The following is a 20,154-nucleotide window of genomic DNA, read 5'->3' on the forward strand; positions in this document are numbered from 1 at the left end:
AATTGCAACATCTAATCTTTTTTAGTGCTGTCATCCTCTTTCATGCCGTCTTTGAAAGCTTTTAAACCTTTGGCAAGGTCGGACATAACTTGTGGTAATTTACCAGCACCAAATAATACAAAAATAATTAATAGAACTATTAATAAATGGCTGAAGCTCATTCCCATAGTATTTCTTGCTATATAAGTTAAAATTTTATTATATTATATATTATAAATCTAATCCAGAGCAAAAATGTTTACCAAAAAACAATTCTCAGAATTCTTTGTTACTTTCTTTTATATCGGAAAAATAAAATATTGCCCTGGTACTTTCGGCTCTCTTGCTGCTTTTCCTTTATGTTACGCTATAATGTATTTTGTTGTTGATAATAAAATAATTATTCCTTTTGCAAATCTTACGCTTAATGAAGCTCAGCTTGTCAGCGTGGTCATTATAGCCTCTGTTATATGTCTATTACTCCTAATACTTGGTACATATTTTACTAAAATATACTTAAACTATACGGATTCCAAAGACCCAAAAGAGGTAGTAATCGACGAGGTAGTAGGGCAGTTATTAACTGTTATTTTAGTATTTTTCTCAGCAGTTTTTGTTAACGAATCAAACGTGATAAAACATTTAAGTACTTTAAAAGTTAGTATAATATTACTTTTTATATTACCTTTCTCTCTATTTCGTCTTTTTGATATATTAAAGCCTTGGCCTATTAATTGGCTTGATAAAAATATTAAAGGTAGCCTTGGGGTTATGGTTGATGATCTAGCTGCTGCAATCTTCGCCGCAGTAACACAATATGCGATTGTATTTGTGTTAATTGATAAAACCTATTGAAGCTTTATGTTAAGTATGTTATAATTAATTTATGATTAATTAAGGAGTAAATCATGTATTACTATTATCAAAATTTAAAAATATCTCGATTATGTAATTTAACAAACAGGTTTAAACAATGTCTATCTCACCAATTAGCCAGCTTATAAAAATTCCATCCCTCACATTTAGTTGTGTTGCGGCTAATTTAATATCTTTCACCACCCCATTCTCATATTACTACACTAAAGTTTCTTATTATCGATATTAATATCGAATTCTAAATTATTACCAATTAACTAAATTCTCTTTTAAGTACTAAAAAACGTCATTGCGAGGAACATAGCGACGAAGCAATCTCAGGATGCTTAATGAGATTGCCACGCGGTCTATGACCGCTCGCAATGACGACTTGACATCCACGCGGGCAATACTGCCACGGGATGACAATTATGACGTTTTAATACTTACAAAAGAGAATAAATTAAATCAAACAATATTATTCTTACGAGGAAACTATGTCATCTTTATTAGACCACCCAATGGTGTGTTCTGAGCAATGGGAAAAATTTACTGAAATAGATCATGAAATTTGGAAAACATTATTTAACAGACATACCGAATTATTAAAAAACAGAGCTACAAACGAAATAGTAGAAGGAATAGAAAAACTAAAAATTTGTAATGATCGAATTCCTAAATTTTCGGAGCTTAATAGAATATTAATGAAAGAAACCAATTTTTCTATAATACCGGTAAAAGGCTTTATACCTGAAGATTTATTTTTTAAATTTCTAGCACAGCGTAAATTTCCTTCTACCTGCTTTATTCGTCAGCCTCATCAGCTTGATTATTTGGAAGAACCCGATATATTCCATGACGTTTTCGGTCATGTGCCGTTACTTGTAAATCCCGTATTTGCTGACTTTATGCAGCAATTTGGGCTAAAAGGTTTAGAAGCCATTGAAGCGGGTATGCTTAAATTCGCCTCAGCTCTATACTGGTTTACGGTTGAATTCGGACTCATCCAGTCAAATGATAACTTGCGAATATACGGAGCTGGTATTATTTCCTCTAAAGGTGAATCTATTTACTCTTTAGAATCAGAAATTCCTATGCGTTTGGAGTTTGATTTAAATAAGGTGATAAAAACAGAGTATGAAACAGATTCTTTCCAGAAAACATATTTTGTAATTAAAAGTTTTCAACAGCTATTTGATATGCTAAATAATCTAGACTGGAAAAAGATAAAACAATAATAATTAAAAAAGAGGTTTATTATGACAATAACATGTTCACTAAGTGATAAAAAATGTATTCCATGCGAGGGAGGTGTTCCACCTCTTGAGAAAAAAGAAATCGATAAATTACTATCTGAATTACAAAATGGATGGATAGTGAATAAGTCAGGACATCTATACAAAAAGTATAAGTTTCCTAATTTTATGCAACCTATAGAATTTGCTAATAAAATAGCTGAAATTGCTGAGCAGGAAGTACATCACCCAGATTTAACTATATCTTGGGGAGCATGCAGTGTAGAAATATGGACTCATAAAATTGATGGTCTTACTGAAAGCGATTTTATTTTAGCTGCAAAGATAGAGGGTATACTCGTTTAATTTGAAAAATTGGTGGCAGTAGTCATGAGCTACGCGACTGAAAGGAGCGTGGCAATCTCAAGAAATAGGATTCCTGAGATTGCCGCGTCGATGCTTCGCATCTCCTCGCAATGACAATTTTTCATTCCGCACCACAATGCCTTTCAAGTTAAAAATACTGATGATCTCTTTCAAATTATCATTGACTAATTGCCAATATAATAATATGATACGACAAATATTTATAAATTTTTAAAGAGATATTTTTCATGTTCGCAGTTATAAAAGCAGGTGGAAAACAATATAAAGTAGACCAAAACAGCGTTATTAAAGTCGAAAAAATTGAAGGTGAGCTTGGCTCTAAAATTCAGCTTAATCAGGTTTTAATGATGGGTGAATATTCAAAGCCTTCTTTTATCGGTACTCCATTAGTAAAAGGAGCTGTTGTTACAGCTGAAATTACTAACCAGCTTAGAGATAATAAAATTATAGTTTTTAAGAAAAAACGTAGAAAAAATTATCGTCGTAAAGCCGGTCATCGTCAAGAATTGACAGAGCTAAAAATATTAGATATTACAAAACAATAATAGACTTTTTGTAAAAGTTAATAATAAAGGAATCATAAGATGGCAACCAAAAAAGCTGGTGGTAGTTCTAGGAACGGAAGAGATTCAGCCGGTCGAAGACTTGGCGTTAAAAAAGCTGATGGGCAATATGTAATACCTGGCAATATTATAGTTAGACAACGTGGTACAAAAATCCACCCTGGAGTAAATGTTGGGATTGGTAAGGATCATACTATTTTTGCTTTAACATCAGGAAGAGTAGAGTTTTTAACTAAGCGTGATCATAAAATAGTAAACGTTACAGAAATCGCTAGTGCATAATTAAGATTTTATAATAGCCTGCGTGAATCGTTTTTTCTCTCGTCATGCTGTGGCGGCTTTGTTGAGTGAATCAGTTTTCCAGTTGTCATCCCGCGACTTGATCGCGGGATCCAGTTAAAAATACTAATAAAATTATTATTTTTTGGATGCCGTGGTCAAGCCACGGCATGACATCGAAAGTGCTTTTCGATCCGTGCAATAATGCCTCCTGTGGCTTGGGAACTAGATCCAGGAAACAGTAAAAAATACCAACAATTTTAGTATTTTAAGCTGGATTCCGTGGACAAGCCACGAGGGGGGATGACTACCCTTAGGGTGCTTTTGATCCATGCAAGTAAATCTTAAGCGAGAATGACATTATAGTTAACTAGACTACCGTACCTTTAGCTATGCATCTCCTCGCAATGACGAAAAACTAAACGATATTAATACCCCACAAAAACAGCAGTAATAGGCTTCTATATATGGCCTTAATAATTCAAAAATTCGGTGGCACTTCCGTTGCAACTATTGACAGAATAAAAAAAATCATCCCTATTATAAAAGCTGAAATAGCTAAAAATAATCAAGTAATTATAGTAGTTTCTGCTATGGCAGGGGTCACTAATCAACTTGTTACATTATGTAATGAAGTATCAAGTCTTAATAAATCATCTCAACTTGCAGAATATGATGTAGCACTTTCTAGCGGTGAGATAGTTACGGCTTCATTGCTTGCACTTGCTCTTCAAGAAGAAAATATAAATGCCAGATCATTTTTGGCGTGGCAATTACCAATTTTGACTGATGATAATCACAGTAAAGCTTTAGTAGAATCAGTTGATACAAACTTATTGAACGAATGTTTACAACAAAATATTATTCCTATAATTGCTGGTTTTCAAGGAATCAATAAACATAATAGATTAGCTACATTAGGTAGAGGTGGGTCTGATACTACCGCTGCTTTAATTGCTGCAGCCATGAAAGCAGATAGGTGCGATATTTATACGGATGTAGAGGGTGTATTTGCTGCTGATCCAAGAATTATTCCAAAAGCAAAAAAGATAGACGAGATAGACTTTTCAGAAATGTTAGAGTTAGCATTAAGTGGAGCAAAAGTATTACATACAAGGGCAGCAGAAATAGTAATGCGATATCAAATAGATATGCGTATTCTTTCAACTTTTGCACCTGAAGCAGGTTGCACGTTAATCACTTCAAAAGATAAAATTATGGAAAAAAGAATAATTAGCGGCATTACTTCTAATAAAAATTTATTATATATAACTATAGAAAGCTGTTCGTTAAACTTTATTCAAGTTGCGAGTGTTATTGCACAAAATAATAATCATATTGAGTTGATGCAAGAAATAGAGCATAACAAAAGATATAGTTTTATTACTGATTTAACAGATAAAAATAGTTTACATATACTACTTACTAATTTGAAAAATAATAATCAAATAAGTAATTTTACCTTTGATACTGAAATTGCTACAGTTTCAATTATTGGTCATGGGATTAAAAATGATTTGAAATTGCTTGAAGTGATATTATCAAAATTAGCAAAAGATAATATCAATGTTCAAATGGTACAAATATCGGAAATTAAGATTATTATATTAATAAATGATAAACAAGTAGAGAAAACAGTTCTCGATTTATATGATCTTCTTAAAATATCTGAAACAGAACACTGTTAACACTTAAATACATGTATCTTGGATTAACACTTATTTAACTTTCCAAATTTTGAAGTATTTTCGGTATAATTAATTAAAATATCTTAAAACTTATTACTTATATCGTGAAATATCTTCTATTTGTCATTTATTAGTTATATATTAATAAATAATCTATATAAACTATAAATTCTTATCATTTAGAAATAAATTGTTATAACTCTTAAGCCTTTTAGGAGTGAATATTTACGGGAAAAAATAATGAGCGATAAAGAAAATTTAAGAGATAATATAAGTTATCATTTAAAAGAAAAGGTAAAAGAAGAATTAAAAGAAAGAGATATTTCAGCATATAAACTTGCTGCAGAAACAAATACCAATGAAACTTTATGGAAAAATTTTATAACAAAGGAACAAACAATATTACCTAGCTCAGAAGCAATTGTTCGGTTTGCCGATTATATAGGAGCTGCATTAGATGATGTTATTGGCAGAGATCTTGCTAAAGAAATAGAGTTAAAGAAATCAAAAGAAATAAATATTAATAAGAAAGAAGTAGAATCAAATATACCAGCATTTTTAACTCAACTACCAAAAGAAGCTCTGCAATCTGTCATGGAAGTAAGAGGAAAAGCAGCAGGGTTTGCACATAAATCAGTACAAAAGCCAAATGAGCCAAAAAAATCTTTTATAGAAAAAGAGCAAGTTAAACGATCTAATAAGCAAACAGAAAGATCACGTTAAAATAAAAATATGTTTTATAACCTTGATCCTAATATTAAGCCTAAAAATTTGCTTGATATCTTAAAGTGGAAAATGACTTCAAAAAAGTCAGAAAGGTTACCATTATCGGCATCTATCACAACCGATATTCCTCCAATAACTCATGATAAGAATATAAGAGTAAGCTATGTAGGTCACGTTACTTTCTTAATTCAGGTGCAAGGTCTAAATATTTTAACTGATCCGGTATGGTCGGAGAGAGCAAGTCCTTTTACCTTTGCAGGACCGAAAAGAATAGTAAAGCCCGGTATCGATTTTGCTGATTTACCTAAAATCGATTTTATATTAATAAGCCATAATCATTATGATCATCTAGATATTAAAACGATTAACGATTTATGGCTGCGGGATAAGCCTAAAATTATTACTCCTCTTAAGAATGATATAATAATAAAAAAACATATTAAAGATGCTGAAATTATTACTTTAGGGTGGAGTGAATCTTACAAAGATAAAAATATAGAATATTGCTTAGAGTCAGCACAACATTGGTCAGCTAGAGGAATATTTGATAAGAACGAAGCGTTATGGGGAACTTTTATTATTAAAACCAAGAAAGGTGATATTTGTTTTATAGGCGATTCAGGTTATAATGCAAATATTTTTAAAGAGATCGGCGAAAAATATAATATTTTACTTAGCCTTATTCCAATAGGAGCTTATGAACCAAGATGGTTCATGCAACCGGTACATATGAACCCTGAGGAAGCAGTACTTGCTCATCTAGATTTACGATCTAAATTTTCTATAGCAAGTCATTTCGATGTCTTTCAATTAGCTGACGAAGCCTTTAACGCAGCTCCTTTAGAGTTACAGCAAGCAATTAAAAAGCATAACATCCAAGACGATAAATTTATCATCCCGAAAGTGGGTAATTTTTTCTTATTTGATCAAAATAATAAGTTACTTTAAAATGATGAAATTAAAAAATCTATTATTTTAATTTCTCTATCTCTTCGCTAGTTAAACCTGTATACTCTGTAATTCTTTCAGTAGGTTCATTATTAGCTAACATTTTTTTTGCCATAGACATTTTTACTTTATTTTTAGCATCTTCAATTTTCTGCTCTTCTACAGCTAAATTATCCATTTCAGTTTTAACCATTTTTTCATAGGTGTTGAGATCTTCTTCAGACCAACTAGCTTGATCTAAAGCGTAAAAAGCTTTCTTCATAATAAGATCCTGACCTATTAAATGCTCCATTTCTTCTAATGTACTTTCATGTGCATGTTTAAAGAAATATGCCCATTTTTCTTGAAGATTCTCTAATTGATTTAGTTCTTTGTTAAATTTCTCTAATTCTAAAAAAATAAAATAAAAATCCTGTAAATCATTCTCATAGGTTTTAGTATCAAGTAGCCTATGGTTTGATCTCCAGTCCTCTTTATTTGGGAATAGGATAAAATCGGCAATGGCTAGGAATATGACGCCTTTTAGCTTGGCATATACTGCCATTTTTTTGTGATGTTCATCCTCTTTGATTATTTGCCTTGAATAGACTTTTGCAGCATAAAGTTGGGCTCTTTTTTCAAAACCTGGATGTTTACTTATCTGCATCTCTACAATAAATTGCGTGCCGTTTTCATCTTTGCACAATACGTCAACAATAGATTGTCTATAAACTGCAATATCAGGGTCTTGATTGGTTTTTAAAAAAGTAACTTCTTTAATTTTTTCTTCCCCTGTATAACCTAAAATATCATTTAAAAAATGGATGAGTATATCCTTATTCTTTTCTCTTCCAAATATTTGTATGAATGCAAAATTATTCTTTGGGTCAAGGAAGCGTGTAATTGACATAAACGTAATCTGTCTGAAATAATAATTATTATAACATAAAAGCTATAAAGTGCCAAATAATACAATTTAATTGAAAAACATTTACATCAAATCTATTCCAATAAATGCCTTGTTTTCTTTTGTTACTTCTGTTAGCCTTTCTTGGTGTTCAAAAAGTATATACTCGTTTTATTTGAAAAATTGGCGACAAAGTCTTTTGCTGATAATCCTCACGTACTTTTTGTACGCTGCGGTTATCAGCTTCAAGCCGCCTTGCTCTTTTCCAAATAAAACTTCGTATACCCAACTCTTCATTTATTAGCAGTATACTCATGTTAACAATCCCATATAATAAGTGATTTTATGCTATACGAAAAATTTGAACACAACATCAATAATTTAATAGGTGGTTTTGGCTTATCTAAAATAGCTATTGCGGTTTCTGGCGGTAGTGATTCAGTAACATTACTTTACCTTGCAAGTATCTGGGCTAAAAAAAATAATATAGAGTTATTTGTTTTATCGGTTGACCATAATTTAAGAGAGCAATCAAAGCAGGAAATTGAGTATATCCAAAATACTGCCAACGATTTAGGGCTTAAGTTTTATAGCCTTTCTTTCGATCATCAAAATAATTTTTCTAATTTACAGGAGCGAGCAAGAAAAGGGCGTTATGATTTAATGACTTCATTGTGCCAAAAGCTTGATGTATTAGTTCTATTAACCGCTCACCATGAAGATGATTATATAGAAAATTTTTGCCTTAGATTAGAGCGTAAAAGCGGCGTATTCGGACTTAGCAGCAGCAGCATAAACTGGCATAATAATACACAAGTAATTAGACCTCTGTTTAATATTCCTAAAAGCGAATTAGTAAATTATTTAGTTACAAATAATATTAAATGGTTTGAAGATCAATCAAATTTATCGACTAAATATAGACGTAATGCAGTTAGGCAGAAATTAGCTAAAGAGGAAGTTTATATTAAAGATGATATAATTACTCAGCAAATTAAAGTTAATGAATTAGTAGAAAATAAGTTTAAACCGGAATTAATATCCGCAATAGCCGAATCGGTAAAGATATCTGAATATGGCTTTGCTTTTCTTGATTTAATTAAATTTAGCGGATTTTCACAAGAAGTACGAGTGCAGCTAATTAACTTTTTACTGATAATAATTAGCGGACAGCAACGCTCGGCTCGTTTCTATTCGGTAGAGCCTATTTTAAAATTAATTATGCAAAGTTTGGATTTTAAAAATACTCTGCATGGTTGCGTAATTAAGCGTATGCAAAATAAATTATTAATATATCGGGAATTTGGTAAAAAGCTACCAGAAAGTAAGTTATTATTAGATAAGCAGGTTGTTTGGGATAATCGTTTTCGTATTACAAAAAACCATGACATAGAAAATTGTGTAGCAACATATTTATCGCTAGAAGATTATAAAATAATCAAGAAAGAACTAGATCTAGAAGTTTTAAAAAACCTATCTTGTGGAAACCACAATGCGATTTTATTTACCTTACCTATTATTAAAATACTTGAAAAAGTTGTAGCAATACCACATATATCATACTATGATAACGACATAAAGAGTTTTAACGTCTCTTTTGCTCCGGATTTTACATCTCGTTTTACACATTTTTACTGAGTCAGTTAATTAAACTGGTAAAAATGTTTTTGTTTATAATTAATGATTTTTGTTAGGTTTTGTATCAATGAATAATCAAGGTAAAAATATTATAGTTTGGGCAGTAATTTTTGTTTTTGTAATACTGCTTTTTAATGTTTTTCAGTCTGATGGGTTACTCAGCAGTAAAAATAATATATCTTTCTCAGAATTTTTAACAAAAGTCGATGAGAAAACTGTTAACTCGGTTAAAATTCAAGGAAGAATAATAGAAGGAACTTCAAATGATGGTTCTAGTTTTAGTACTTACGCTCCTGATTATCCTGATTTAGTAAATCGTCTAAATAATAATGACGTTAATATAGAAGTCGTGCCGCCTGAAACAAGAATGAACACATTTTTAAGCTTCTTAATTTCTTGGTTTCCGATGCTTTTATTAATCGGTGTTTGGGTTTTCTTTATGCGACAAATGCATGGCGGCGGTAAAGCTATGGGGTTTGGTAAATCTAAAGCCAAACTTTTGTCGGATAAGGGTCCAAAAATAACTTTCAAAGATGTAGCTGGTATTGATGAAGCAAAAGACGAATTAACCGAAATAGTGGACTTTTTAAGAGATCCAAGCAAGTTCCAAAAGCTTGGCGGTAAAATACCTAAAGGTTGTTTGCTCATAGGTCCTCCAGGAACTGGTAAGACGCTGCTTGCTAAAGCAATTGCAGGTGAGGCTAACGTACCATTTTTTAGCATCTCTGGTTCTGATTTCGTTGAGATGTTTGTAGGCGTGGGTGCTAGCCGTGTGCGTGATATGTTTGAGCAGGGCAAGCGTAACGCTCCTTGTATTATCTTTATTGATGAGATTGATGCGGTAGGTCGCCATAGAGGTATTGGTATGGGCGGCGGCAATGATGAGCGTGAGCAAACATTAAATCAAATGTTAGTCGAGATGGACGGATTTGAAGCAAATGAGGGAGTTGTGATTATTGCAGCTACCAACCGTCCCGACGTTCTTGATAACGCTTTATTAAGACCAGGTAGGTTCGATAGGCAAATTACTGTCTCAAATCCTGATATTGATGGACGAGAAAAAATACTACAAGTGCATTTAAAGAAAGTAAAATATAGCACTAAAATCGTACCAAGAATTATTGCCAGAGGAACACCTGGATTTTCTGGTGCTGAACTCGCTAATTTAGTTAATGAAGCTGCTCTTATTGCAGCAAGACGCAATAAGAAAGAAGTAGAAATGCATGATTTGGAAGAGGCCAAAGATAAGGTCATGATGGGGGTTGAGCGTCGCTCAATGATTATGTCCGATGAGCAGAAAAAACTAACAGCATATCATGAGGGTGGTCATGCTTTAGTTGGTTTATATTGTCCCGCTTCTGATCCTATTCATAAAGCTACGATTATTCCACGTGGTAGAGCTCTTGGTATGGTTATGAGATTACCGGAAAATGATCGTTTTTCAATGCCACGTGATAAGATGGAAGCAGATATTGCGGTAGCCATGGCTGGTAGAGTAGCTGAAGAAATTATATTTGGTAAAGAAAAGGTAACCTCAGGAGCATCATCAGATATAAAGATGGCAACCAGAATGGCAAAGGCAATGGTTACCGATTGGGGGCTTAGCGATAAGGTCGGTCCTGTATATCACGGAAGTGCTAGTGAAGATATGTATACTAATAGAAATAGTTCTAGTGATAGATCGGAAAGTACTTCAGAGTTAATAGATGAAGAAGTAAAGAAAATTGTTACTACCGGCTATGATTTAGCAAAAGACATTTTAACTAAGCACTTAGATCAACTTCATATACTTGCTAAAGCCTTAATAGAATATGAAACATTATCAGGTCAGCAAATTAAAAATTTACTTAGCAGCAGACAGCTAGACTCTGAAGAAGAAAATAACTTTCCTTTTGGTGCGGCATCATCTACCATAAAAATAGCCGAAGAAAAAGACCTTAAGAAAGCAAAACCAATTAAAGCTAAAAAGGAAGATAAAAGCTAAATCATAATATTAAAGAGTATATAGTATGGCAGAGTTAAGGTTACCGCCAAATTCAGTTGTAAAAAAAGGTAAGGAACATAAAGCAAAAGGAGATGTATCTAATCTTAGAAAAATAAAAATTTATAGATATGATCCTGACCTTGATGAGAATCCTACTATTGATAGTTTCGAGATAGATTTAAGCAAAACCGGTCCGATGGTTTTAGACGCTTTAATTAAAATCAAAAACGAAATTGATTCTACTGTAACTTTTAGACGTTCTTGTCGTGAGGGAATTTGTGGTAGTTGTGCAATGAATATTGATGGCACAAATACTTTAGCATGTATTAAGCCTATAGAAGAAATTTCAGGCGATATTAAAATCTATCCACTTCCTCATATGAAAGTGGTAAAAGATTTAGTGCTGGATATGTCTCATTTTTACGCACAATATGAATCTATAGAACCATGGCTTAAAACCGATAGTTCAGCTCCATCCAATGCTGAAAGATTACAGTCGATTAAAGATCGAGAGAAGCTTGACGGATTATATGAATGTATATTATGTGCATGCTGTTCTACTTCTTGTCCTAGCTATTGGTGGAATGGGGATAAATATTTAGGTCCTGCAATTTTACTTCAGGCATATAGATGGATTGCCGACTCACGGGATGATCATACAGGCGAGCGTCTAGAGGCTTTAGAAGATCCGTTCAAGCTCTATAGATGTCATACAATTATGAACTGTACTAAAACCTGTCCGAAAGGTCTAAATCCTGCTAAGGCTATTTCTGAGATAAAAGGTCTAATTGCTGAACGGCACGGAGTGTGATTTTCGTTTGGAACGTCATTGCGAGGAAATTACGAAGTAAGGAAGTATAAAAAATGCTAATTTATAGCATTTTTTATTATTTTTTCTGGATTGCCACGCTCCTTACAGTCGCATAGCTTATGACGCCTCTCGATCCATGCAGGCAAAACTAATCACTCTCCATTAATCAGCTTTTTAAAGTAATTAATTTTATAAGACCAGAAGTAATTTTCATTGCTTTTTAAGGCTTTTATATCTAGAGCAAAGTCATTCTCATCATAGATGAAAATTTTAATTAACTTGAGATATGATAAAGTACCAAAGATAATAGAGCGGAATAAACCTAAGAAAGATTTTAAAAGTTGCTTATCAATTATAAGTATAATTTTATTGCATGGCGATTTGAATAAACTACGAATTAGCTTATAGTAAGAATGTCATACCGTGGCTTGACCACGGGATCCAGAAAAAAGCGAGAAAGATCGAGCTTTTAATTTTAAAATTTGCTGTATTTAGGCTTTTTAAGTACTGGATACCGTGGTCAAGCCACGGTATGACAATGAATACACTTTCCGAGTCATGCAACGACGCCGGTTTTACCTTGAAAGCGTTTTCAGTCCACGCAATAAGGCTATCTATTTTCTACCAAATAAACGTTCGATATCTTTAAGCTTAAGTTCAATGTAGGTAGGTCTGCCGTGGTTGCACTGTCCTGAAAATGGTGTATTTTCCATTTGGCGGAGTAGTGCGTTCATTTCCTCTCCTGATAATTTTCGTCCTGCTCTGATAGAATAGTGACAAGCGTAAGTCTCGGTAACATGCTCAATTAATTCGGTTAAGGCTATATTTTCCCCGCATTCTGCTAAATGATCAGCCAAATCTTGAATTAGCTTTTGTACGTTTATATCACCAAGAATATTAGGAATTTCGGTTACTATAATAGATTTTTCGCCGAATTTTTCTAAGCTTAAGCCTAATTTAGATAATTTATCTTTGTTCTCATATAAAATATCGGCTCTTTTCTCGTCCGGTAATTCGACTATTTCAGGAATGAGTAAACGCTGTTTTATTAACTCTTCATTCTTAATATAATTTTTGATTTTTTCATATCCAAGGCGTTCATGTGCCGCATGCTGGTCAGTGATTACTATACTATCTTCCGTCTGTGAAATAACATAAGTAGTGTGAAGCTGGGCTTTAGCTGCTCCAAGCCTATATTGTGAAGATTTTTGCGGCTCGTTCTGTATACGCTGCTCTACTTCCTGCTCGATCCTAGCATGTGGTAGTGTATCTATCAATTTTTGGCAGCTATTATTTGGCTTATATTTAGGCACAGTAGGTGATATAGCAGGTCGATATTCGCTAGGTTTACTATTCACGTTTAAGGATTTACTTATAGCTGGTTCTTTATTAACGAATGGGTTTTTAAATAATTCAATAGCACTAGATGCAATGGTGGTGGATGCGATATGACTTTTATTTGACAAGGCATTTTTGATTGAATCTATAAGTAAATTCCGTACATAATTCGGATCATGAAACCTAACTTCAGCTTTTGCCGGATGCACATTTACGTCAACAAGTTGAGGATCGATTTGCAGGAATATGGCACATAAAGGGTAGCGATCACGCGGCATATAATCTTGATATGCTACCCTTAGAGCTACTTGCAATAATTTATCTTTTACCGGTCTGTTATTGATGAATAAAAACTGATCTTCGCTGGAGGCTCTATTATATGTTGGGATGTTCGTATAGCCATAAATAGAAAAATCAGGAGATTTAAAATCTATATAAGAGGCATTTTTTATAAAATCCTCACCTATTACGTCAATTATTCTTTGTTTCAAGTTGTTTTCGGCGTCCTTATTTTGTCCTTTAAGCTTTAGTAAGGTTTTACCATCATGTGTTAGGCTAAATGATATTTCAGGATGTGCGAGTGCAATCTTTTTAACTACATCTACAGTAGCTGCAAGCTCGGTTTTATCAGTTCTTAAAAATTTCAGACGTGCGGGCGTAGCAAAAAATAAATCTCTTATCTCAATTTTAGTACCTTCATTATGAATAGCTGGAGCAATTTGTTTTTCGTCACCACCAATTAATTTAATTTGAAAAGCTTTTTGATTATCACGTTTTTTAGAAGTAATCAGCATTTTACTAATGGCGGCAATAGATGGTAATGCCTCGCCCCTAAAACCGAAAGTATGTATATTTAGGAAATCGGTCTCATCAAGTTTAGAAGTAGTATGACGCTCAACGGCAATCTCTAGCTCCTTATCCGTCATACCGACGCCATCATCGGAAATGATGATTAGATTTTTGCCGGCACGCTCTAAGATAATGTCAATTTTGGTACTACCTGCATCAACGGCATTTTCAACCAATTCCTTTACAACCGATGCGGGACGCTCTATAACTTCGCCAGCAGCAATGCGGTTGATAGTACTTTCTGAAAGAAGCTTTATAGTCATTTTGTTTCTATTAATCTAAATTTTTTACTACAATAAGGGCAGCTAACTTCCTTTTTTTCTTTATCAATTTCTAAATAAACTTTCGGATGATCATAAGGCGGCTCTTTACCGCAGCAAGATACAGATGCATCAACACTATTAACAATTTCCATAGATTTACACATTTTTCTTTTAGTAACATCTAACATAAGTTACTTTTAAATAAAAGACAAATTAATTTCTGGTGTCATTCCGCAGCGGCATTATTGTATGATTCCTATGTCATTCCTAGCTAAAGGCATTGTTGCGTGGATCAGTTTTCCAGTTGTCATCCCGCGAGCTTGTAGCGGGATCCAGTTAAAAATACTAATAAAATTAGTATTTTTTATTATTTTTTGGATGCCGTGGTCAAGCAACTAGATGACATTGAAAGTGCTTTTCGATCCACGCGGGCAATGCCGCACGGGAATGACATCGAACACTGCATACAAGTCTTTTTAGAAGTAACATAACAGGAGGTAAAAATGAAAGATAAAGTAGTAGTTATTAATGGTTTTGCAAAAGATGATGAAGTGCAAAAAATTTCTACGGAATTAAAAAATCTTGGTGCAGCTGACATATTTTATCAAGGAGTAAATCTTGAAAAGCCGAGTGAAATAAAATCTATGTTTGAAAATATAGTAAAAGAATTCGGAAAAATAGATATATTAGTGAATAACGCAGGCATTCAACATGTTGCCCCTATCGATGAGTTTCCAGAAGATAAATGGGAACAGATTTTGCGTATAGATTTAATAGCCTCTTTTTATACTACAAAATACGCTATTCCTATAATGAAAAAGAACGGCTTTGGGCGTATCGTCAATATCGCTTCAGCTCACGCATACGTTGCATCCCCTTTTAAATCGGCATATGTGGCAGCAAAGCACGGAATCCTTGGATTAACTAAAACTGTTGCTTTAGAAGTAGCTGAGAATAATATCACTGTTAATGCTGTTTGTCCTGGTTATGTAAATACTCCTCTTGTAAAAAACCAAATAGCAGATACTGCAAAAGCTCGCCATATTAGCGAAGAATCAGCCTTAAAAGACGTAATATTAAAGTCACAAGCCACAAAGAAATTCGTGGAGGCAAGCGAAATAGCTGATTTAGTAATATTTCTATGTGACGAAAAAGCATCATCTATAACAGGAGCTGGACTCTTGATAGATGGGGGCTGGACAGCACAATAACCCAAATTTCTTAATAAACATTAACTATTAAGAAATAACTAATGCTAGAAATTTCTTGAAAAGTGCTTATTTAACTTATTACACTAAAATAAATTAATTTTTATTTTTAAGAGGGAGTTATGACACAAAAAGAGCATCCACAAACAACCGAACTAAATCAAATAAAAAACGCTAAAATACTACATTTTAAAGATGAACACGGCAAAGTTGTAGATGGGCATTTAATCGTAGGAGAAGTAGAACATAAAGAAAAAATAAACCTAGAAAGAAAACGAGAAATTGAAGTAAAGCGTGATTTAGGTAAATTTAAAAAGATTCTAGCCTTTTTAGGTATAATTAAACGTACAGAAAAAATTACTGTGAATGAAATATTTCCAGTAGAATCAGTCCGAAAAGAAGAACAAATTATAGGTGCTTTTACTAAAGATAAAAAATCAATAGAAAATTTTTTGGACGATTTAGATTTTCATGAAACAAAACTTTATGCTTATGATCTTAATGGTAAAAAAGTTGGAGAGGTAGGTGATTTTGCAAAAATAATATTAGATGAGGGTGTTAAGTTTGATGAAACTATCCTTGAAAAAAATGGAAAAGTATTTGCCATTAAGAAAAATAATGAGTTTTTAAAATCATTTTCTGCTTCTGCAGAAAAAGATAATCAGTTTTTAGATTTAAAAGGCAAACCGATACCAAATCAAAATCAGTTTAAACAAGAAAGTAATAAAATTTATTATTTAGGAAGTGTTAGAAATGAAAGGCAAGCTACTAAAAATACTTTAAAAAGCGATAAACGAACTGTAAAAATATCAGAAAAAGCAGCAACTAAAACTTTTCATAAAAATGAAAAGGTTGATACTTCAAAAGGCAAGAAAAGTCTTGATAAAAAACCAGCTAGAAGTGCTTTAAAAGGTAGTAGAGAAGTTGCAAAAAAAATAGGTGAAGAATTACGTAAAGAGCAAGAAAAGAATTTTGCAGGAATTAATAAAAAACCGAAAGCTGCCGCACTTAAAAAAGTAGAAACCCCAAAAGTTCCTACTAGATAATTTTGATTTTTATACAAACAAATTAAGATTTAAAGGTAATTTTAGGGCTGAATTATTTAAAAAGAGCCCTAAACTAAAAACTAATGCTGCTGATCATATTAAGAAGTATCATAATACTGAAGAAAGGAAACAAAAATTCATAGAGATATGCATGTTGATACTAGCAAAGGGATTAAAAATCTATCTATTAAAGATATTTTAAAACTAAATGAACCGCTTCCAGATTATGATTCAGACGACTCAGGTTTTACTAGTCACGATATAATTTGACAATAATAAAAACATGAATATCTTTAATAATAGTCAATAAATAGAGAATGTATTATGAAAAATAATGGTAGTGGCAATGAAAATCGTTGGAAAAAAGCTGTTGATAAATTTAGACATGCGTTAGGAGATCCAGTTGATTCAGTAAGGGTAAGAATATCTGAAAAATCAGATCATTCAGATTATCTGGAAGAGATAGCTACTGGTAAGTTAGTGAAAAGTATAGGTCGTTATACATTTGAATTTCCTATGCTAGTAATGTCGGAAGAGATACTACGCAATCACCAGATCACATACAGTAAATCTTTAGAAGCATTATTAGATCATGAGGGAAAACACGCTAGCACTGTTGGTAAGACAAGTAAAGGAGTAGAAGATCAACAAGCTTTTATTATGGATAAGAAAGGTAATTTATATATTGGAAGTCATGAAGGACAACCTGTTGATCCAGAAAATCCCAGCTTGTCTCATGCTTCATTTTTAGGTGGGATACCAGCTGAAATGGCTGGAATGATATCTATCGATGCTGGAAAAATAAAATTAATATCTGATAATAGTGGGCATTATGCTCCAGAACCTTTAGATATGTACCGTGGGATAAAAAAGATACAAGAAAAAATGCCAGGAGCTTTAGACAAAAATTGTTTAATTCTTATTCAGAACAAAGACCCTGAGCCTCTTAAGAATTTTGTAGCAAAAATGGAAGAAAAGGTTCAAGGAACGGGTGGCAAAACTCATTATGAACAATTGCGTGAAAACCGAATATCAAAAATTAAAGAATATCAAGCTAAGTTAAAAAATGTTTCTAAGAAAACTGCAGTAACACAAGCAGCAACAATAGGTAAAGATTTAAAAGATACATTATTAAAAAGAAAGCAAGATAATGAAAAGGCTACTGGAGATTTAGCTACAAATGCACGACGTGCAAAAAGGGCAAATTTTATTGGATAAAAATTTATACTTTATAAATGATAGAACTTGTTTATAATAACTAATTAGTAATTAAGTTATTTAGAGTTCGATGAATAAATCTAAATTCATTTTTCTATCTGCCATTTCAGGGAATATACTTGAATATTATGACTTTACTGTATATTCAGTTTTCTCGCCGATTATAGGGCGAATTTTCTTTCCTGGGGAGTCAGAATTTATCCAGATTCTTTTAAGCTTAGCCGTATTTGCGGTTGGGTTTTTGACAAGACCTATCGGTGGTATATTATTTGGTTATATCGGTGATAGATATGGTAGGCGTATTGCCTTGATAATATCTATGCTTGGTATGACTATCCCGACCTTTATCATGGGTTTGATCCCCTCATATGCAGATATTGGGGTTTATGCACCTATAACTCTAATCATAATGCGGCTTATTCAGGGACTTTGTATTAGCGGTGAGGGAACAGGAGCTGCTATTTTCATTTTAGAACATCGTCAAAATTTAAGACCTGGTTTTACAGCAGGTTTAGTACATGGTTCCAATATTGTTGGCACATTAGTAGCAATTTTTATTGGTATTATAATCGAGCGTTATTTTTCCCATATTGATTTTGCATGGCGGTTTGCTTTTCTTCTCGGCGGATTTATAGGGCTTGCCGGATTTTACTTGCGACTGCGTGTTTCAGAAACGCCGATTTTTAAAATGCTTGAGAAAAAGAAAAAAGTTCTTAAAGCTCCTTTTTCCAACGTAATAAAAACAGCTTGGAAATCTATGTTTTTGACCATATGTATAGGTGCCATAGCTAGCAGTATTATGTATTTAGTAAAAACATATATAAATGTGTTTTATTACAATGTTATGCATTTTGATAATGCTATTGCTTTATCCTATTCAGCTTATAGCTTGTTTATTGCAATGGTTGCGATGCCGCTTGCTGGCGGTGCTGCCGATATTATCGGAAAGTTTAAGATGAGTATGTTAGTCGGTACTGCAATTTTGTTATTGATCTTACCGACTATGTTACTTATGTCGGCAGAAGAAACTTGGCAGCAAATTCTAGCACTTACTATTCTTGGCATGCTTGCAGGAAGTATAGCAGGTACGGCATATATATTCGTTATTTCTCTATTTACTGCAGAGCAAAAATTTACCGGCGTTGCTTTCAGCTACAACTTTGCGATAGCAATATTTGGCGGTACGTCCCCGATTATTTCACGTTGGCTTGTTGAGCATACTAAATTATTTTACGCTCCAGCTTTCTATATCATGATTATTGCAGCTATATTTTTAATTATTATGTATATGATGAGAAGAGTAATCAAACAGTTGTTAAATAGTTATGAACAAAAAAAATAGAGAAGTAACAAGTAGCTGGTTTACTAATTTACGTGATTTATTATGCACGGAATTTGAGAAAATCGAAGAAGAATACGCAAAGGCAAAAGGTTTAAAGCCAGGTAAGTTTGTCCGCTCAACCTGGGAACGTGATGGCGGTGATGGCGGTGTTATGTCTGTCATGAAAGGGGAAGTGTTTGAAAAAGTTGGCGTTAATATATCGACTGTATTCGGTGAATTCTCAAAGGCGTTTCGTGCCGAAATCCCGGGAGCAGAGCTAGACGGCAAGTTTTTTGCTACTGGTATTTCATTAGTTGCTCACCTTAAATCTCCGTTAATCCCTGCAATGCACTTCAATACTCGTTATATTGAAACCTCAAAAAACTGGTTTGGTGGCGGTGGTGATTTAACGCCTTTTTATCCAGAAGAAGACGAGACAGCAAAATTTCATGTAGCTTTCAAAGAAGCATGCGACAAATATGATTCTGGCTATTATCCTAAATTTAAAAAGCAATGTGACGAATATTTTTATTTGAAGCATAGAAAAGAACCGAGAGGAGTCGGCGGAATATTTTACGATTATCTAAATAGTGGTAATTTTGAGCAAGATTTTTCTTTTACGCAAGATGTAGGCAAAGCGTTATTATCAGTATATCCTGAAATCGTTAGAAATAAGCTATTTTTACCGTGGACGGATGAGCAGAAAGAATATCAGCTCATAAGACGAGGTAGGTACGTAGAATTTAATTTGCTATATGATAGAGGCACAAAGTTTGGCTTAATGACTGACGGCAATGTTGAGGCAATATTGATGTCTCTACCACCCGAAGTAAAATGGTCGTAACAAAAAACCACCTTGGCTGGTTTTTTCCTTGACTATTTTTTAATTTCGTTTTATTCTGCTCTATTTAGAATATTATAATATCTTGATT

Annotated in this window: 22 protein-coding genes; 17 read left to right on the forward strand and 5 right to left on the reverse strand. The window is 33.2% G+C overall.

Annotation, left to right across the window (positions count from 1 at the left end; all coding sequences use genetic code 11):
- Positions 1–11: 11 nt before the first annotated feature.
- Entirely contained in the window at positions 12–167 is a 156-nt protein-coding gene (locus AAHF54_RS00100) for a Sec-independent protein translocase subunit TatA (RefSeq protein ID WP_016947907.1), read from the reverse strand.
- 67 nt (positions 168–234) lie between these two features.
- Here AAHF54_RS00100 and AAHF54_RS00105 point away from each other — a divergent pair, with 67 nt between their 5' ends.
- From AAHF54_RS00105 to AAHF54_RS00140, 8 genes are all read left to right on the forward strand, one after another.
- Positions 235–834: a phosphatidylglycerophosphatase A gene (locus AAHF54_RS00105; RefSeq protein WP_341788619.1), complete on the forward strand. Its 600-nt coding sequence runs from the start codon at positions 235–237 to the stop codon at positions 832–834.
- A 497-nt stretch (positions 835–1,331) separates the two neighbouring features.
- Positions 1,332–2,072 carry a phenylalanine 4-monooxygenase gene (locus tag AAHF54_RS00110; RefSeq protein ID WP_342170014.1) on the forward strand — a complete coding sequence of 247 codons (741 nt, stop codon included), beginning with the start codon at positions 1,332–1,334 and terminating at the stop codon, positions 2,070–2,072.
- Positions 2,073–2,093: 21 nt separating this feature from the next.
- Positions 2,094–2,435: a 4a-hydroxytetrahydrobiopterin dehydratase gene (locus AAHF54_RS00115; RefSeq protein WP_342170015.1), complete on the forward strand. Its 342-nt coding sequence runs from the start codon at positions 2,094–2,096 to the stop codon at positions 2,433–2,435.
- Positions 2,436–2,683: 248 nt separating this feature from the next.
- Positions 2,684–3,001 (forward strand): 50S ribosomal protein L21, encoded by a 318-nt coding sequence (rplU, locus tag AAHF54_RS00120; RefSeq protein ID WP_011478056.1) that lies wholly within the window; start codon positions 2,684–2,686, stop codon positions 2,999–3,001.
- A 39-nt stretch (positions 3,002–3,040) separates the two neighbouring features.
- A complete protein-coding gene (gene rpmA / locus AAHF54_RS00125; protein WP_011478055.1) occupies positions 3,041–3,301 on the forward strand; it encodes a 50S ribosomal protein L27 in 261 nt (86 codons plus the stop codon).
- A gap of 464 nt (positions 3,302–3,765) precedes the next feature.
- Positions 3,766–4,986 (forward strand): aspartate kinase, encoded by a 1,221-nt coding sequence (locus AAHF54_RS00130; protein WP_342170016.1) that lies wholly within the window; start codon positions 3,766–3,768, stop codon positions 4,984–4,986.
- A gap of 240 nt (positions 4,987–5,226) precedes the next feature.
- Complete coding sequence (locus AAHF54_RS00135; RefSeq protein ID WP_342170017.1) at positions 5,227–5,709, forward strand: hypothetical protein; 483 nt, start codon at positions 5,227–5,229, stop codon at positions 5,707–5,709.
- Positions 5,710–5,781: 72 nt separating this feature from the next.
- Positions 5,782–6,660 carry an MBL fold metallo-hydrolase gene (locus AAHF54_RS00140; protein ID WP_341789248.1) on the forward strand — a complete coding sequence of 293 codons (879 nt, stop codon included), beginning with the start codon at positions 5,782–5,784 and terminating at the stop codon, positions 6,658–6,660.
- 22 nt (positions 6,661–6,682) lie between these two features.
- Here the strand turns inward: AAHF54_RS00140 and AAHF54_RS00145 are convergent, their stop codons facing one another.
- A complete protein-coding gene (locus tag AAHF54_RS00145; protein ID WP_341788624.1) occupies positions 6,683–7,549 on the reverse strand; it encodes an Rpn family recombination-promoting nuclease/putative transposase in 867 nt (288 codons plus the stop codon).
- A 148-nt stretch (positions 7,550–7,697) separates the two neighbouring features.
- On the reverse strand, positions 7,698–7,862 hold the full coding sequence (locus tag AAHF54_RS00150) for a hypothetical protein (RefSeq protein WP_341794529.1): 165 nt from the start codon (positions 7,860–7,862) through the stop codon (positions 7,698–7,700).
- A 29-nt stretch (positions 7,863–7,891) separates the two neighbouring features.
- On the opposite strand from AAHF54_RS00150, the gene tilS reads away from it, so the two are divergent.
- The 3 genes from tilS (at position 7,892) to AAHF54_RS00165 (ending at position 11,979) form a co-directional block, all read left to right on the forward strand.
- Positions 7,892–9,184 (forward strand): tRNA lysidine(34) synthetase TilS, encoded by a 1,293-nt coding sequence (gene tilS, locus AAHF54_RS00155; RefSeq protein ID WP_341788625.1) that lies wholly within the window; start codon positions 7,892–7,894, stop codon positions 9,182–9,184.
- A 67-nt stretch (positions 9,185–9,251) separates the two neighbouring features.
- Positions 9,252–11,168 (forward strand): ATP-dependent zinc metalloprotease FtsH, encoded by a 1,917-nt coding sequence (ftsH, locus tag AAHF54_RS00160; RefSeq protein WP_341794531.1) that lies wholly within the window; start codon positions 9,252–9,254, stop codon positions 11,166–11,168.
- Positions 11,169–11,193: 25 nt separating this feature from the next.
- Entirely contained in the window at positions 11,194–11,979 is a 786-nt protein-coding gene (locus tag AAHF54_RS00165) for a succinate dehydrogenase iron-sulfur subunit (RefSeq protein WP_341788627.1), read from the forward strand.
- 614 nt (positions 11,980–12,593) lie between these two features.
- On the opposite strand, the gene mutL is transcribed toward AAHF54_RS00165, so the two are convergent.
- Both mutL and AAHF54_RS00175 read right to left on the reverse strand, forming a co-directional pair.
- A complete protein-coding gene (gene mutL, locus AAHF54_RS00170) occupies positions 12,594–14,429 on the reverse strand; it encodes a DNA mismatch repair endonuclease MutL (RefSeq protein ID WP_341788628.1) in 1,836 nt (611 codons plus the stop codon).
- Entirely contained in the window at positions 14,426–14,593 is a 168-nt protein-coding gene (locus AAHF54_RS00175; protein ID WP_341789249.1) for a zinc-finger domain-containing protein, read from the reverse strand. Before AAHF54_RS00175 ends, mutL begins: the two co-directional genes overlap by 4 nt.
- 339 nt (positions 14,594–14,932) lie before the next feature.
- Between AAHF54_RS00175 and AAHF54_RS00180 the strand changes: the two genes are divergently transcribed.
- The 6 genes from AAHF54_RS00180 to hemF all read left to right on the forward strand — a co-directional run bounded on the left by AAHF54_RS00180 (position 14,933) and on the right by hemF (position 20,066).
- Positions 14,933–15,640, forward strand: coding sequence for a 3-hydroxybutyrate dehydrogenase (locus tag AAHF54_RS00180; protein ID WP_342170018.1), 708 nt, complete (start codon positions 14,933–14,935; stop codon positions 15,638–15,640).
- Positions 15,641–15,759: 119 nt separating this feature from the next.
- A complete protein-coding gene (locus tag AAHF54_RS00185; protein WP_342170019.1) occupies positions 15,760–16,683 on the forward strand; it encodes a hypothetical protein in 924 nt (307 codons plus the stop codon).
- A gap of 147 nt (positions 16,684–16,830) precedes the next feature.
- A complete protein-coding gene (locus tag AAHF54_RS00190; protein WP_341788631.1) occupies positions 16,831–16,953 on the forward strand; it encodes a hypothetical protein in 123 nt (40 codons plus the stop codon).
- 54 nt (positions 16,954–17,007) lie between these two features.
- Positions 17,008–17,901: a hypothetical protein gene (locus AAHF54_RS00195; protein ID WP_341788632.1), complete on the forward strand. Its 894-nt coding sequence runs from the start codon at positions 17,008–17,010 to the stop codon at positions 17,899–17,901.
- Positions 17,902–17,971: 70 nt separating this feature from the next.
- The gene (locus AAHF54_RS00200; protein WP_341794538.1) at positions 17,972–19,243 is read left to right on the forward strand and encodes an MFS transporter; all 1,272 of its coding nucleotides are present in this window, start codon (positions 17,972–17,974) and stop codon (positions 19,241–19,243) included.
- The gene (gene hemF, locus AAHF54_RS00205) at positions 19,227–20,066 is read left to right on the forward strand and encodes an oxygen-dependent coproporphyrinogen oxidase (RefSeq protein ID WP_341788634.1); all 840 of its coding nucleotides are present in this window, start codon (positions 19,227–19,229) and stop codon (positions 20,064–20,066) included. The genes AAHF54_RS00200 and hemF overlap by 17 nt, the downstream gene beginning before the upstream one ends.
- The last annotated feature ends 88 nt before the right edge of the window (positions 20,067–20,154 follow it).

It is taken from the genome of Rickettsia endosymbiont of Seladonia tumulorum, from assembly GCF_964030815.1.
Taxonomy (GTDB): Bacteria; Pseudomonadota; Alphaproteobacteria; order Rickettsiales; family Rickettsiaceae; genus Rickettsia.